Annotated in this window: 8 protein-coding genes; 7 read left to right on the top strand and 1 reads right to left on the bottom strand. The window is 69.3% G+C overall.

Features of this window, described 5'->3' with window-relative positions; translation table 11 throughout:
* The first annotated feature begins 755 nt into the window (after positions 1–755).
* The 3 genes from WMF46_RS26600 (at position 756) to WMF46_RS26590 (ending at position 6297) form a co-directional block, all read left to right on the top strand.
* Positions 756–3569 (top strand): DNRLRE domain-containing protein, encoded by a 2814-nt coding sequence (locus tag WMF46_RS26600; protein ID WP_437979768.1) that lies wholly within the window; start codon positions 756–758, stop codon positions 3567–3569.
* A 946-nt stretch (positions 3570–4515) separates the two neighbouring features.
* Positions 4516–5181, top strand: coding sequence for a pectate lyase (locus WMF46_RS26595; protein ID WP_437987940.1), 666 nt, complete (start codon positions 4516–4518; stop codon positions 5179–5181).
* Positions 5182–5535: 354 nt separating this feature from the next.
* Positions 5536–6297 carry a YbhB/YbcL family Raf kinase inhibitor-like protein gene (locus WMF46_RS26590; RefSeq protein WP_437979767.1) on the top strand — a complete coding sequence of 254 codons (762 nt, stop codon included), beginning with the start codon at positions 5536–5538 and terminating at the stop codon, positions 6295–6297.
* Positions 6298–6548: 251 nt separating this feature from the next.
* Here the strand turns inward: WMF46_RS26590 and WMF46_RS26585 are convergent, their stop codons facing one another.
* Positions 6549–7694: a hypothetical protein gene (locus WMF46_RS26585; RefSeq protein WP_437979766.1), complete on the bottom strand. Its 1146-nt coding sequence runs from the start codon at positions 7692–7694 to the stop codon at positions 6549–6551.
* 303 nt (positions 7695–7997) lie between these two features.
* Between WMF46_RS26585 and WMF46_RS26580 the strand changes: the two genes are divergently transcribed.
* The 4 genes from WMF46_RS26580 to WMF46_RS26565 all read left to right on the top strand — a co-directional run bounded on the left by WMF46_RS26580 (position 7998) and on the right by WMF46_RS26565 (position 15087).
* Positions 7998–10433: a type VI secretion system Vgr family protein gene (locus WMF46_RS26580; protein ID WP_437979765.1), complete on the top strand. Its 2436-nt coding sequence runs from the start codon at positions 7998–8000 to the stop codon at positions 10431–10433.
* Between the two features lie 6 nt (positions 10434–10439).
* Positions 10440–13112 (top strand): DUF2169 family type VI secretion system accessory protein, encoded by a 2673-nt coding sequence (locus WMF46_RS26575; protein WP_437979764.1) that lies wholly within the window; start codon positions 10440–10442, stop codon positions 13110–13112.
* Positions 13109–14182 carry a pentapeptide repeat-containing protein gene (locus tag WMF46_RS26570; protein ID WP_437979763.1) on the top strand — a complete coding sequence of 358 codons (1074 nt, stop codon included), beginning with the start codon at positions 13109–13111 and terminating at the stop codon, positions 14180–14182. The genes WMF46_RS26575 and WMF46_RS26570 overlap by 4 nt, the downstream gene beginning before the upstream one ends.
* Positions 14183–14361: 179 nt before the next feature.
* Positions 14362–15087, top strand: coding sequence for a DUF3540 domain-containing protein (locus WMF46_RS26565; protein ID WP_437979762.1), 726 nt, complete (start codon positions 14362–14364; stop codon positions 15085–15087).
* Positions 15088–15126 lie beyond the last annotated feature (39 nt).

Below are 15126 nucleotides of genomic sequence, written 5' to 3'. Positions count from 1 at the left end.
GTAGGCGGAGAACAACCAGAAATCGCGATGACACGTATCCCTCATACAATCGAAAAAGAGTTCATGCTAGCTTCCCTCGATCGTGCAGCGACCCGCTGCTCGACGACAATGCTTTGAGGTCCTCATGATGATCCCGCAGCGTGGCGCTCAGGGGCGCCGCACCGGCTGGCCAGGGAGCAGAAAGGTTTTGCAAGACTGACCTACGGCTGTCGCGCGAGGCGGCTACGGGCGAAGGCCCCGGCGTCCATCCTCCGTACGAGCGTCCGCGCATAGCAAGCGGACGCGGCGGACGTGACGGACGTGACGGACGTGACGGAGCGCTGGGACGACGAGCGCCGCCGACCGTCGGCGCCGGGCACGTATTCAGTGTTGGCCAGTGTTGGCCAGTGTTGGCCAGTGTTGGCGCGCTCGCTCGACAGTGGCGACGGAATTCTGTTGTGCCTTGAGCGTGCCCCGGCAATCGCTGCCCTCCGGCGCGGCTCAGAGGCGGCTCAGAGGCGGCTCAGAGGCGGCTCAGAGACAGACACCGGAGTGGTCTGCCGCCGGCGCGAGGCTCTCCGATTTAAGATGATCTCTCATGTGTTATTTCGGTAAGATGGTAGCAGCGCGTTCACGTCCGATGCGCTGATCGCGAACGGTATCCGGCGCGATGCGATCGCTGACGTGACCGTGCCGGGAAGGCGCCCGGCTCGCCGCATGGCGAGCGTTTGTTGGAGGCAAGGCGGGATGAATCAGGAAGCTCGGAGGGTGAAGCAATGAAATTGAACCCCGGACATCTGGCCGCAGCGTCGGTGGCAGTGACGATGGCGTGGGCCGGCGAGGCGGCCGCTCAGTCGGTGATGAGGCAGCCCTATCTGCAGTCGTTGACGCCCAACTCGGTCTACGTGGTGTGGACGACCGACGTGGGCACGAACAGCCGCGTGCGCTACGGGACCGATCCTGCGAATCTGACGCAGACGGTGGACCTCGGCGCGCTCGCGACCCAGCACGAGGTGCTCATCAGCGGGCTCACGCCGAACACCCGCTACTACTACAGCGTCGGTACATCGAGCGCGGTGCTGGCTGGCGGCTCCTCCTCCTTCTACTTCGAGACGGCGCCGCCCGTGTCCACGCCGAAGAAGTTCCGGGCGTGGATCATCGGCGACACCGGCTACGGCGGCACGGCGCCCTGGGCGACGCGAGACGCGATGCTGAACACCGTCGGCGCGTACCGCCCCAACCTGTTCCTGCACATGGGGGACATGGCGTACAACTTCGGCACCACCGAGGAGTTCACCAACGGCTTCTTCAATCAATACGCGGCGATCCTTCGCAACACGGTCGTGTGGCCGACGTTCGGCAACCACGAGGGCCTGAGCTCCGACTCGGCGACGCAGACCGGTCCTTACTACACCGCGTACGTGCTCCCCGCCGCCGGGGAGGCCGGCGGCGTCCCCTCCGGTACGGAGGCTTACTACTCGTACGACTATGCGAACGTCCATTTCGTCGTGCTCGACGGCTATGGCTCCTCGCGTTACTCGAGCGGCGCGATGGCGGCCTGGCTCGCCGCCGATCTCGCCGCGACGGAGCAGGACTGGATCATCGCGTACATGCACTTTCCGATGTACACGAAGGGCACCCACGACTCGGACGAGGACTGGTTGATCATCGAGCACCGGGAGTACCTCGCGCCCATCCTCGACGCGGGCGGGGTCGACCTCGTGCTCGCGGGCCATTCGCACAACTACGAGCGCTCGTTCCTCGTGGACGGCGCCTACGATACGCCGACCACGGCGGACGGGCACATCGTCGACGGGCACGATGGCAAGCCGCTCGGCGACGGCCCCTACGTGAAGCTCCCTGGCAAGGGGAGCCACGAAGGGGCGGTCCATGTCGTCGCCGGCCACGGCACGTACGTGGGCGGCTCGGGAGGCCACCCGCTCATGTACTTCAACGAGGCGCAGAGCGGCTCGTGCCTCCTCGACGTCGAGGACAACCGGCTCACGGTGTCCAACGTTCGCTACGACGGCGTGATCAGCGATCGCTTCGCGATCGTGAAGGGAACGGCCCTCGACGTCGCGGCGCCCGACGGCGGGGAGCGCCTGCCGCCGGGCGGCGTCTTCCCGATCCGCTGGGCGACCGTGGGGAACATCCCCACCGTTCGGATCGAGTACACGACCGACAACGGCGCGACCTGGACCACGATCACGAGCAGCGCCGCCAACACGGGCCGCTACAACTGGGTGGTTCCCTCCACCGACACGACGACGGCGCTCGTGCGCGTCTCCGACGCCGAGCACCCGCTGCTCTCCGACGAGAGCAACGCCGGCTTCACGATCCAGAGCCTCCCCCGCACGGCGGTCTACTTCGGCGACTACTGGGTTTACGACGACCTGGGCGTCGACCGGGGTACGGCCTGGCGGAACCTCACGTTCGACGACTCCTCGTGGAAGGGGGGCTGGGGGCAGCTCGGCTACGGCGACGGCGGGGAGAGCACGGCCCTCTACCGGGCCACGCCGTCGTATCCCACCGCCTACTTCCGCAAGATCATCCCGATCGACGGGCCGGTCGCGCAGGCGACCATGAAGCTCATCCACGACGACGGCGTCGTCGTCTGGCTCAACGGCGCCCAGGTGGCATCGAAGCGCGTGACCAACACGGCCTACGGTGACTATGCGTCCGCGGAGTCGCGCGACGACGAGCTCACCACGGTGACGCTCTCCCCGAGCTCTTTCGTGGTCGGAAGCAACATCCTCGCCGTGATGGTCAAGCAATCGGCCCCCAATTCGACCGATCTGTCCTTCGACATGGAGCTGACGCTCACCTATGCGCCACCCGGCAGCGGGAGCAGCAGCAGCTCGAGCTCGTCCAGCAGCTCGAGCTCGTCCAGCTCGAGCGCCTCGAGCACGAGCGTATCCAGCACGAGCAGCAGCAGCACGAGCGTATCCAGCACGAGCAGCAGCTCGAGCGCCTCGAGCACGAGCACAGGCAGCGTCATGATGAGCAGCTCGATGAGCGTGGGCAGCGGCGGCGCGGGCGGGGCCGGCGGCGCTGGCTCCGGAGGCACGCCCGTGTGCAGGACCGTGCAGCGCGGCGTCTTCGGCACGGTCTGGGACGCGACGCTCTGGTCGGCCTCGCCGACCTACAAGGATGGGTCGTACCCGTCGATCTATACGGGCGGAGCCGGCACCGGAGGCTTCCGTGCTGCGCTGGTCTGGTTCGACCTCTCGTTCATCCCCGCGGGCGCGCCGGTCTACTCGGCCACCTTGACGATGAATCAGGTGTACAAGTCGTCGGTCACCACCGTTCGTCTCCACGAGGCCCTCGCGCCCTGGGGCGAGACGACCGTGAGCTGGAACAGCTACAACCAGAGCTGGGAGCCGCTCAGCTTCGCGTCGATCGTCACCGTCAACGGCACCGGCGAGCGGACCGCCAACCTCACCGACCTGGTGCAGGACTGGGTGAGCGGCGTCCTCCCGAATTACGGGTTCGTGATGGAAGAGGACGTGGCGGGGGCGACGCAGTGGCGGGCCAGCGAAGACACCACGGCGTCGCGCCGCCCGCGCCTCGAGGTCTGCTACGCAGAGTGACCGCGCACGGCGACGCCCCATCGGGCATCGCCGGCCGGCCTCGTCGCCTCCCGCGCGTCCACGATCTCCGATCCATCCCTAGTCAGCGCTGAGCGCCGCAAGAGCGCCCGGAGGGCAGGCTCGCGCCGTCGAGCCGCCTGCGGGCGCAAGTGTCAACCGCCGGTTGACGTCGTTGACAGCGGCCCATGACAGCGGTGAGCGTGCCTGTTCGCCGGAGCGGGTGAAACGCCGTCCTTCGGCGGAAAAATGCAATCATGGTGCCCTGATGTGCGGCCGGCGGTGATGGCGCGCCGTGGCCTGCGCATTGCTCTCCACGTGAAGACAGGACAAGACATCACGTGGACATCGCGAGGACATGACGACCCGTGGGGGGAGGGGTGCGCAGAGGGGGTGAAGGGTGGGGGTCGTCGGTCGCGCGCAACGTTAACGATTGAGGGATGAACTCATGAGCTTGAAATTGACCTATGCTTTCGGTGCCCTGTTGTCGTTCGGCCTCGCCGGCTGCCTCGCGGCGGACGGCGCCGACCTGGATGTGGACGTGGACTCGGCGAGCGACGCGCTCAGCGCCATCAGGATCGAGGCCGAGAACCAGAGCTGGTCCATCTCGTCGGGCGACAGGATCGAAGACAACGCGGACAACGTGAAGCTCCGCGCCAACCAGAGCGGGGACACCTTCAAGTTCTCCGCGTCGGTCGCGTCCGGCACGTACAAGATCGTCCTTCGTTACGCCACGCGGAACGTGTACGGCAAGTACGAGCTCGCCGTGAAGGGATCGTCCGTGAAGTCCTTCGACGCTTATGGCTCCTCCACCGGCGACAGCTGGACGACCGCGACGCTCGGAGAGAAATCGCTCTCGGGCAATGTCGAGTTCGCGCTCACGTGCAAGGGCAAGAACTCCTCGTCGTCGGGGTACGACATGAAGGTCGACTACATCGAGCTCGTGCCGGTGGGCGGCGGCGACTCTGGCGGGAGCTCGGGCGGCGGCAGCTCGGGCGGCGGCACCACGACGGCGGGGAACGGCGGCGTCGTCAGCTCGACGATCATCGTGAAGGCGGGCGAGACGTTCGACGGCGGCGGCAAGCGGTACATCGCCGACAAGAACACGCTCGGGGACGGCAGCCAGGCCGAGGACCAGAAGCCGGTGTTCAAGCTCGAGGACGGCGCGAAGCTGAAGAACGTGGTCCTCGGCGCGCCGGCGGCCGACGGCATTCACACGTACGGCAACGTCACGCTCGAGAACATCGTCTGGGAGGACATCGGCGAAGACGCCCTGACGGTCAAGAAGTCCGGCACCGTGGTGCTGAACGGCGGCTCCGCGAAGAACGGCGACGACAAGGTGTTCCAGATCAACGCGGCCAGCACGTTCAAGGTGTCGAACTTCACGGCGCAGAACGCCGGCAAGTTCATCCGGCAGAACGGGGGGACCGACTTCAAGGTCGACGTCTTCATCGACCGGTGCGACATCTCGAAGATGAAGGAGTCCATCTTCAGGACGGACAGCGGCAGCAGCAGCGTGACGATGACGAACACCCGCTACAGCGGCATCGGCAAGGAGCTCTTCATGGGCGTGAGCTCCTCGAAGATCACGACGTCCAACAACACGCAATACTGACCCGGCGGTTCTGCACATTTCCGCCAGGGCAGGAGCGTCCTCGCGGGCGCTCCTGCTCGCTCTTGCGCGGTGTCAAGGGTCAAGGGCCCTCCGCTCCGCCTCTTCCTCTCTGGCGAGCTGGCGAGAGGCTGGCGAGAGACCTGGAGCGATGTGTCGCGTCAGGCGCGCTCATGTCAACGTTCACATTCTTCGATCACTCACTGTTCCGGGAAATGTACCGCTAAATTGCGGATCTTTGTCGCAAGGGGAGAAGCGACTGTCATCGCGATAGGAACGCCGGTGTGGCATCATGCGCCAATGCGTACCATCACGGATAGGCTCACACGTAGCGCTCGATACCTCGCCTTCGCGGCCATGCCATTCGCCATCCTGAACTGCTCCGGCAGCGATTCCGATGTGTCGGGGGACGGCGGCGGGACCGCGGCGAGCTCCGGCTCACCGAGCGCCAGCAGCAGCAGCACCAGCAGCAGCGCCAACAGCTCGAGCTCGAGCGGCGGCGACGCCTCGACCACCACGACGTCGGGGGCAGGGGGCAGCGGAGAGGGTGGCGCGACGGGAGTAGGCGGGAGCGGAGAGGGCGGCTCCGGAGGGAGCGGCGGCGCGCCCTCCGAGGAGTTCGGGCTCGCGAGCACCAATCACGCGGAAGGCGCCAAGTTCGCCGACAAGTACACCTGCCAGACCGCCGGCTTCCAGAACAGCGTCATGCCGGAGCTCCACTGGACCCCGGGGCCCGCGGGCACGAAGAGCTACGCCATCACCTTCATCGATGTCACCCTGGCGCACGCGACGCCGTCGCAGCCCAACGGCTATCACTGGGTTCTGTACAACATTCCTGCCACCACCACCTCGTTGCCCGAGGGGTTCAAGCAGGCGGACGCGACGAAGCTCGGCGCCCAGCAGAACTCGAACTACCTCGGGCCTTGCCCCAATTACGGCTCCAGCACCGGCGCGAAGACCGACACCTACGAGTTCACGATCTACGCGCTCGCCGAGGAGTCGATCACGATCGCGGGCAGCGGCACGGCTGCAGTGAGGGACGCGGAGAAAAAGCTCGAGGAGAAGAACCTGGGCAGCGCGAAGCTCACCGGCACGTCCAACGCCTTCTCGACCCGCTGAAGCGGTCGCTGCTTTCTCGGTCCTGAAGCATCCTCTCGAGCGTTTCGAGAAGATTCACAGGGAGGCGGGGAGGCGGGGAGTAGAATTCATGAATCTCCCTGTCTCCTCGCCTCCCTGTTCAAGCTTCTCTTCCCCAGAATGCCAATAAGATGAGGGGATTTGTCAGCTCTACAGCTTGACCCCGGGGTCGCAGGTGCGATGCCTCGGTGACCGTCGGCGGACGCGCAGCGCCTGCCGACTCGAGCCGTCCGTCATCCAGAGGCGGGATCCCGGCGGCGGCCCTCCGGACGCTTCGGGGCCTGCTGCGGGGAAGGCAGGGTCTCCGCGAGCTTGCCGCTCCCCTGTTCGAACAGCTTCTTCTCGTACCAGGGCCGTGTGGCGTGCGCGCGAGCGAGATACGCGAGCGCGAGGACGCCGAGGAGCGGCAAGGCGGCGTAGGCCACCGAGTGGGCCGTCACGTCGGGGCCGATCGCGCTGGCTGAGCTCCACGAGGGGACATAACGCGCCTTCACCGTCTCGCCCTCGCGGAGGCGGGCGAACGCGCCGTGGGACACCTCGTCGGAGAAGGCGGCGCCGCCTCCGCCCCGCATCGTGACCTCGAACCGGGTGTGGTCGCCGTCCTCGCGCTCCTGGAGCTGCGTCACGCGGACGTCCGCCGTCTCGCCCAGCCAGCGGCGCGCGTGGAAGGCGGCGAACGCCATGTTGAACACGAGCGACGCGACGGCCGCGGCGATGGCCCACCGCTCGTGGAACGCCGCCCTGCGCGTGAACCGCTCGCCGAGCGGCTCGGACGAGAGGAGCATGCGCCCCCCGCGGGGGGGCGCGAGCAGGTACCCCTGCGCCTGCTCGCGGTACCCCTGGGCCTGCGCCTCGGGATCGGGCGCGCGCCGGAGCTCGCCGGTCGCGAAGACCCTCTCGCCTGGAATGAGCTCGGCCACGCGGACGCGCCGGGTGAGATCGACCCGGATCGTGCCGTCGAGCGCGTCGACGAGCTGCACGTCCTCGCCCGGCTCGACCCGGATGCGCGCGCCGGACGCGTGGCGAAGATAGAAGGGGTGGACTCGGACCTTGCGGCCGGTCTCGGCCCACTGGTAGGTCCAGACCCCGGAGGTCTCGGACTCGGACCCTTCCTCCTCGATCTCGACGCGCACCGCCACGTCCGCGCCTTGCTCCCGCTCGACGGTGCCCATGACGACGGCCTCGCCGGGCGCGAGCGCGGCGCCGGGCATGAACGAGGCCTCGGCCTGCGCGGCGGCGCGGCGCTGCCGGCGCGAGAGCCGGAGCGCGAGCGCCGCGAGGACGAGCAAGCCGGCCGTCGCGACGCCGTCCACCAGGAGCGACGACAGCCCGGCGTCGAGGTGGTACCGGCTCACGAGCAGCCAGATCCGGGGTTCCATGGCCGGCCATGAGAGCGCAAACCGGCGCGCCCGTGCGAAAAACCCGGCGCGCGCCTGCCTTCCGGAGGAACGATGTCTGCCACGCAGCCTCCCTTCCACGAGCCTGACACGGGGGGGGCGATCGTCGTCAAGCGCGCGCCGTCGAGTCCGCGCTGCTCGGTGAACGTCGCACAGGTGCGCGCTCGTCCCACCATCGGATCCGCTGTTCCACAGCACTCTGGTGGCGCATGCAGACGTTGACACCGCGACGCGACGCACGGAGATTCCGCCCTCAACACCAGGCCCGGGATGATGAGGCTCTCCATGCGCCCAGACGGTTTCTCGCTCTCGTGCTCGGCACTCGCCAGCGTTGCTTTCATCGGTTTCCGCGGCACCGAGCACGTCTCGCAGCCGTACGAGTTCGAGCTCTTCTTCTCGGTCCCGACGAGCACCGACGTGCGCAAGGCGGTGGGCGAGCGGGCGACGGTGCGCGCGAGCCGCGGCGACGGGAAGGACCCGCTCGTCGTGCACGGCGTCATCGCGAGCGTTCGCCTCTTGCACCAGAACGCGGAGCGGGCGCTGTACCAGGCGCTGCTCGTGCCGAAGCTCTGGTTTTTGCGCCACTTCTGGCGCAGCCACGTCTTCACGAACCAGCCCGTCAAGGAGTTCCTCTCCGCGACGCTCCAGAACGGCGGGCTCGCGGGCGGCGAATTCCGGTTCTCGATCAACGACGGCGACTACCCGGTCGAGGAGTTCGTCGCGCAGTACCGCGAGACGCACCTCGCGTTCTTTCACCGGTGGCTCGAGCGCGAGGGCCTCTACTACTTCTTCGAGCACCCGGAGGACGGGCCCGGCGAGGTGCTCGTCATCGTCGACGATCGCGGGCTGCACGACGAATTCCCGGGCGGCGGGGTCGTGCGCTACGTCCCGCTCTTCGGCGACGACGTGACCGCGCCGGCGGGCCTGCACCAGATCGAGCAGACCGTGCAGTGGCTGCCGAAGACGGTCACCATCGCCGACTACAACTACTCGAACCCGTCCGCGTCGGTGAAGGGCGAGAGCAGCATCACCGCGAACGGGGTGGGGGCGATCCGCGAGTACGGCTTCCGCGTCTTCGTGCAGAGCGACGCCGAGCGCCTCGCGCAGGTGCGCGCGCAGTCGATCGGCTGCCGCGAGGTCACCCTGCGCGGGAGCGGCGACGCGCTCGGGCCGCGGGCCGGGTACCGGTTCTCGCTGGACGATCAGCCCGCCGACGTCGTCGACCAGTGGCTCGCGCTCGAGGTGCAGCACAGCGCGTCGATCGCCGGGATCACGCCCGAGGTCGCGCGGCTGACGGGGCTCTCGGCCAAGGACATCTACGCGATCAAGCTGCTCGCGATCCCGGCCGACGCGCAGTTCCGCGCGCCGCAGGCGACGCCGTGGCCGCGCATCTACGGGTTCGAGAACGCGATCGTCTGCGGCGCCGCCGACAGCCAGTACGCGCAGATCGACACCGACGGCCGCTACCTCGTGCGCTTCGAGTTCGACACGAGCGGCCTGCCCGACGCGCGCATCTCGACGCGGGTGCGCATGATGCAGCCGCACGGCGGGACGACCGAGGGCTTCCATTTCCCGCTGCGCAAGGGCACCGAGGTGATGATCGCCTTCCTCGGCGGCGACCCGGACCGGCCCTTCATCGCCGGCGTCGTGCCCAACGCGCACCGGCCGAGCGTCGTCGCGGAGCGCAACCTCAGCCAGAACATCATCCGGACCGGGAGCGGCAACCAGCTCGTGCTCGAGGACGAGCAGGGCAAGGAGTTCATCTTCCTCAGCACGCCGAACAACCGCACCGGCATCTACATGGGGACGCCGAGCGCCAACCACGGGGCGGTCTACACGGGCGACGGCGACACGCAGACCGGCACGTTCCTGTCCCCCGAGAACGCCGACCCGGCCATCGCCGGCAGCAGCCTCGTCGACGTCACGTTCAGCTACCTCGAGACGACCTCGGGAGACGGCGGCTCATGGATCGGCGGCGACTCCTGGGAGAACGTCAGCGGCAACAAGTTCAGCATGGTGGTCTGCAACCTCTGGGCGGGCATCGGCGGGACGTACACGCTCCAGGTCACCGCCGCGGCGACGGAGACCTACTACGCGACGCGCAAGACCACGATCAAGACGGGCCGCGAGGACACGGTCGAAGCCGGCGGCATGAAGCAGACCATCACCGACGGGATGACGCTGACCATCACGAGCGGCGGGATGAAGCATGACGTCCACGGCAAGTTCGAGCAGACGATCGAGCCGGAGGGCTCGTCGACGGTGACCGGGCCGTGGATGCACAAGGTCACGGCCGAGAACTTCGACGACTACAAGAGCTGGAAGACGGAGGTCGCCACCACCTGGAAGGGACACTTCGGCGGGGACGTCGACCTGAAGTCCGACACGAACTTCCTGATCAAGGCGCCCAACGCGAAGATCACGGCCACCAACCTGAAGTGGGAGGTGCTCGGGCTGACGTTCGACCTCACGCCGAGCAAGCACGAGCTCTTCGTCTACAAGGGCGCGAGCGGCATCATCAAGACGGACCACGCTGCGATCGCCCAGCAGGCCTACGGGCTCAAGGTCGAGACGTCGTTGATCAAGCTCGACTTCGCCGCGATGGACAAGAAGGCCGTCGGCGCCAGGATGGATCAGTTCGGCGCCTACATGAGGCAACAGGCGATCGCCATGATCCTCGCGGGGGTCCTGGCGTACAACTCCGCTTTCACGAAGATCTGAGCGCGGATGCGAGTCGTCAAACCCCTCAAGGTCCCGGCGCTCACGCGCGTCGTCGAGGTCGCGCGGCGCCTCAGGTTCCACGTGGGCGCCATGATGGCGTTCCCCCTCGACGCGCCGCGCGCGCTCGTCGATGAGATGTCGTTCTGGCAGGCCGCGACGGCGGCGCTCGGGAGCCTCCCGCTCGACGACGGCATCACGAAGGCGCGCGGCGAGCTGCTCGTCGCGGGCCGGTGCTACGCCCCGGAGGGCCGCCGCGTCGGCGCGTCGTTCGTCCGCGCGCGGCTCGGCTCCGTCGACAAGCGCCTGGCCGTGCTGGGCGACCGGTACTGGAGCGGCCACGGCTTCACGGAGCCGGAGCCGTTCTCGGAGATGCCCATCGACTGGGCGCGCGCGCTCGGCGGGCCGAAGGACGCGGCGAACCCCTACGGGAAGGGGATCGAGGAGATCGAGCGCGGCGGGCAGCGCGTCCGGCCGCTGCCGAACGTGGAGCACTACGGCGCGCTGATCCGCTCGCCCGGCGACCGGCCAGGCCCGGCGTCCTTCCTCGCGATGGACGTGACGTTCGCCCAGCGCCGCGCCCGCGCGGGGACGTACGGCGCCGACTACGTCGAGAAGTGGGCGCCCGGCCTGCCGCCCGACGTCGATCCCGCCTTTTTCAACGTCGCGCCGAGCGATCAATGGATCGCCGAGCCGCTCCGCGGCGACGAGGCGTTCCTCGTGGAGAACATGCACCCGACGCGCCCGCGCATCGAGGGCGCGCTCCCCGGCCTCGCCGCGCGCGTGCTCGTCACCCGCCGCGACGCGAGCGGGGAGGCGTTCCTGGAGCTGCCCGTCCGCTGCGACACGGTGTGGCTCTTCCCCTCGGCCAACCTCGGCGTCGTGATCTTCCACGGCTCGATGCCCGTGGCCGACGACGACGCCGGGGAGATCGTCGACCTCGTCGTCGCCTGCGAGGAGATCGGCCGCCCCCGGCCGATCGAGCACTACCGCGAGGCGCTCGCCCGGCGGATCGACAAGGACCGGGGCTCGATCGCGTCCCTCAGCGACAGCGATCTCATGCCGCCCCGCGAGTCGGGCGTCGCCGCGAACGTCGCCGGCCTCGAGATGGTGCAGTGGCTCAAGAGCGAGAACCTCGCCATGCAGAACCTGCGGCGCGGCGCGGAGCGGGAGCGCGAGCGCCGCCGCGAGGAGCTGCTCGCGGACGGCATCGACCCGGCGCGATTCGGCCTGGACGCGCCGCTGCCGGAGGAGGAAGCGCCTCCGCCGGTCGACGATCTCGACGCGCTGGTGACGTACCTCGACGCGGCGTCGCGGAAGATGGAGGAGGAGAAGGAGAGGGCCGAGCGGCTGAAGAAGGAGGCCGAGGAGCGCTTGAAGGCGCAGGCCGCGGAGATGGACGTGTCCGAGGAGGCGCTCCGGCGCGGCCAGACCGGGGAGGAGCCGCCGGGCGGCCCGCCGCGCTTCTCGGCCAAGGCGCAGCTCCAGCAGTACGCGGAGCTGGCCGAGGCGGGGCGCCTCGGCGGCGTGCCGAACCTCGAGCTGGAGGCGATGCTCGCGGATCCAGGCTTCCCCGAGCAGCTGCTCCGCCTCGAGCAGGCGGCGCGCGAGGGCTACCGCGGCTCGGCGCACCTGAGGTCCGCGGCCCTGCCGATGACCGCCGAGGCCTCGGAGATGGCGCGCGTCGTCGTCGACGCGGCGCGCGAGGCGGGCGAGCCGCTCGACGAGCGCGACCTGACCGGCGTGGACTTCCGCGGGGTCGACCTGCGGGGGATGCGCTTCGCGCGCGCGTTCCTCGAGGGGGCCGACCTGCGCGGCTGCGACCTCTCGGGCGCGGTGCTCGAGGGCGCGGTGCTCGCGAAGGCCGACCTCTCTGGCGCGAACCTCACGGGCGCGCGGCTCCGGGGCGCGAACCTGGGCAAGGCGAACCTCGAGGGCGCGGTGTTCGACGACGCCGATCTGACCGAGGCCGTCCTGATGGGCGCGAGGCTCGCCGGGGCGAGCCTGAAGCGGGCGAAGCTCGAGCGCGCCGACGCCTTCCAGGTGAGCTGGGGCGGCGTGGATCTCTCGGGCGCGGATCTCTCGCTCTGCTCGTTCCTCCAGACGAGCTTCGCCGGGGCGAACCTCTCCGGGGCGAACCTCGAGCGGGCGATGCTGCTCGAGTGCTCGCTCGACGGCACGGACTTCTCGGGCGCTCGGCTGCACAAGACGTCGCTGATGAGCTGCACCGGGGCGAAGGCGCGCTTCGCGGGGGCGCGCTTCTCCGAGGGGGTCGCCGTCCACAAGAGCGGCCTGCCGGAGGCCGACTTCCGCGACGCCGTGCTCGACAAGACCTGCTTCCGGACGACGGACCTGCGCGGCGCGCGCTTCGATCGAGCCCAGATGACGATGACCGATCTCTCCGAGGCGGACGCGACGGGCGCGACCTTCGACCGCGCCGTCATGAAGAACGCCCTCTTGATCCGGACGAACCTCGACCGCGCGTCGCTCCGCGGGTGCAACCTGACGGAGGCGATCCTCTCGAAATCGCGCCTGGCGGGGGCCGACTTCACGGGCGCGCAGCTCTGCCGGGCCGATTTCAGCCGCGCGCGCGGCGACAACCGCACGACGTTCGCCGAGGCGAGCGTCGAGTTCACCCGGTTCGACCGGCAGGCGGCGCCGGCTCCTGGAGGCGCGACATGAACCGCGACGAGGTGCTCGACAAGGTCCGCCACGGGGACCCGATCCAGGCCGTGGACATCTCGGGGCTCGACCTGACGGGCGCGGATCTCTCGGGCGCGGTGTTCGACCGGGTCCGCATGCCGCGCGTGATGCGGGGCGCGCTCGTCAAGGAGTCGACGTTCTCCGAGTGCGATCTGTCGGGCGTGGACGCGACGGGCGTGGACCTGCACCTGACGACGTTCTTCCGGAGCCGCCTCGACGGGGCGACGCTCTCGGGGGCGAGGCTCATCGGCGCGAGCTTCGTCGAGTCGAGCTTCGAGGGCGCGGCGCTGTCGGGCGCCGAGGCGCCCATCGCGACCTGGACGACGTGCTCGCTGGAGCGCGCCTCGTTCGAGGGGGCGAACCTCGACCGGGCGAACCTCGTCGAGGTCAAGGCCGGCGGCGCGAACTTCTCTCGCGCGAACCTCGAGAAGGCGACGTTGTACAAGCTCGACCTGCGCACCGCGCTGCTCGACGGCGCGAACCTGACGCTCACGACGCTGGTCGAGGCGGCGCTGGGCGCGCGGGCGTTCCAGGGAACAAAGCTGTTCCGCACGCAGTTCATGCGCGGCAGCGTCGCTGGCTCGAGCTTCGCGGGCTGCGACGCGACGCAGTGCAACTTCACCGGGGTCGACGTGTCCGACTGCGATTTCTCCGATGCGGTCCTGACGCAGGCGCTCTTCGTCGAGGCGAGCGCGTCGAAGGCGCGGTTTCCTCGGGCGAAGCTGCAGAACTCCATCTTCGAGCGGGCCGCGCTCGCGGAGGCCGACTTCTCGGGGGCGGAGCTCGTCGAGGCGTACCTCGCCTTCGCGTCGTGCGCCGGCGCGCGCTTCGTCGGCGCGAAGCTCGCGTACGCGGACCTCTCGCACTGCGACCTCTCGGGCGCGGACTTCACGCAGGCAGCGATGTTCCGCACCAAGCTGCACCGCGCTCGCCGCGACGGGGCGAAGGTGCCGGCGGGCGCGGGCTGGCTCGGCGACGACGAGAAGCTCGCCGCGATCGAGGACTGGAAGCCGCGCCGCGGCGGCGAGCGCGATGGGCAGCGCGCGTGACCGTGCCTGCTGCGCGCGCCGTGCGGAACCACGAAACCGTGCGGAACCACGAGACACGAGGGAGACCTGGGGCGAGGCCGCGTTCCACGAAATCCATTGATTTTCGCCGTGAAATCGTTGAAACTAGCGTTGCGGCGCGCACGTCCTGACCGGGCGGATCCAGGCCGAGGAGACCCGAGATGCAGAGCATGGCGGCCCGCGAGCCCCTGACGGTGGCACACGACGACAGCGCGCAGGACGACCTCCTGGCCGCGGTGGATCTGCCGGCGATCGAGCGCTCGCCCTCGCCGCGACGCGTGCCGTCGCTGGAGACGGGCGTCGTCCGGGGCACGGCGTCGGGGCTCGTTGTCGAGCTCGGCGGCGGGCCTGTCGCGGCGCGGCGCGCGAAGAGCTGCCTCGTCGCGCCGGACGCGGGGGATCGGGTGCTCTGCGCGGTGGAGGGCGAGCAGGTCTTCGTCCTCGCGGTGCTGGAGGGCGAGGCGGGCGCGACGACGCGGATCGTCGCCGAGGGCGATATGAAGGTGCAGGCGACGGGGCGGCTCGGGCTCGGCGCCGGCGACCAGATCGAGATCGCCGCCGCCAGGGAGGTCGGGCTGTTCGCGGGCAAGCTCCAGGTCCGCGCGCAGGCGGCGGCGGTGGCGATCGAGGAGATCGGGCTCGTCGGCCGGTCGCTCGAGGCGCACTTCCAGAAGGCCGTCGTCGTCGCCGAGCGCATGGAGGCGCGCGCCGACCGGCTCGTCCAGCGCGCGAAGCAGGCGTTCCGCTTCGTCGAGGCGCTCGAGCAGGTGCGCGCGGGCGTCTACGATCTCCGCGCGGAGGGCCTCGCGGCGGTGCGTGGGGAGAACACGATCGTCGCCGCGCGGACGCTCGCGAAGCTCGACGGCGAGCAGGTCAAGATCGGCTGAAGGGGCGCGCCGCGCGAGGCCGCGGGCGCCAGCAACGAC

The organism is Sorangium sp. So ce117, from assembly GCF_051524395.1.
GTDB lineage: Bacteria > Myxococcota_A > Polyangia > Polyangiales > Polyangiaceae > Sorangium > Sorangium cellulosum_B.
Note: the sequence above shows the minus strand (reverse complement) of the source record. Positions and strands in the feature narration are given on the sequence as shown.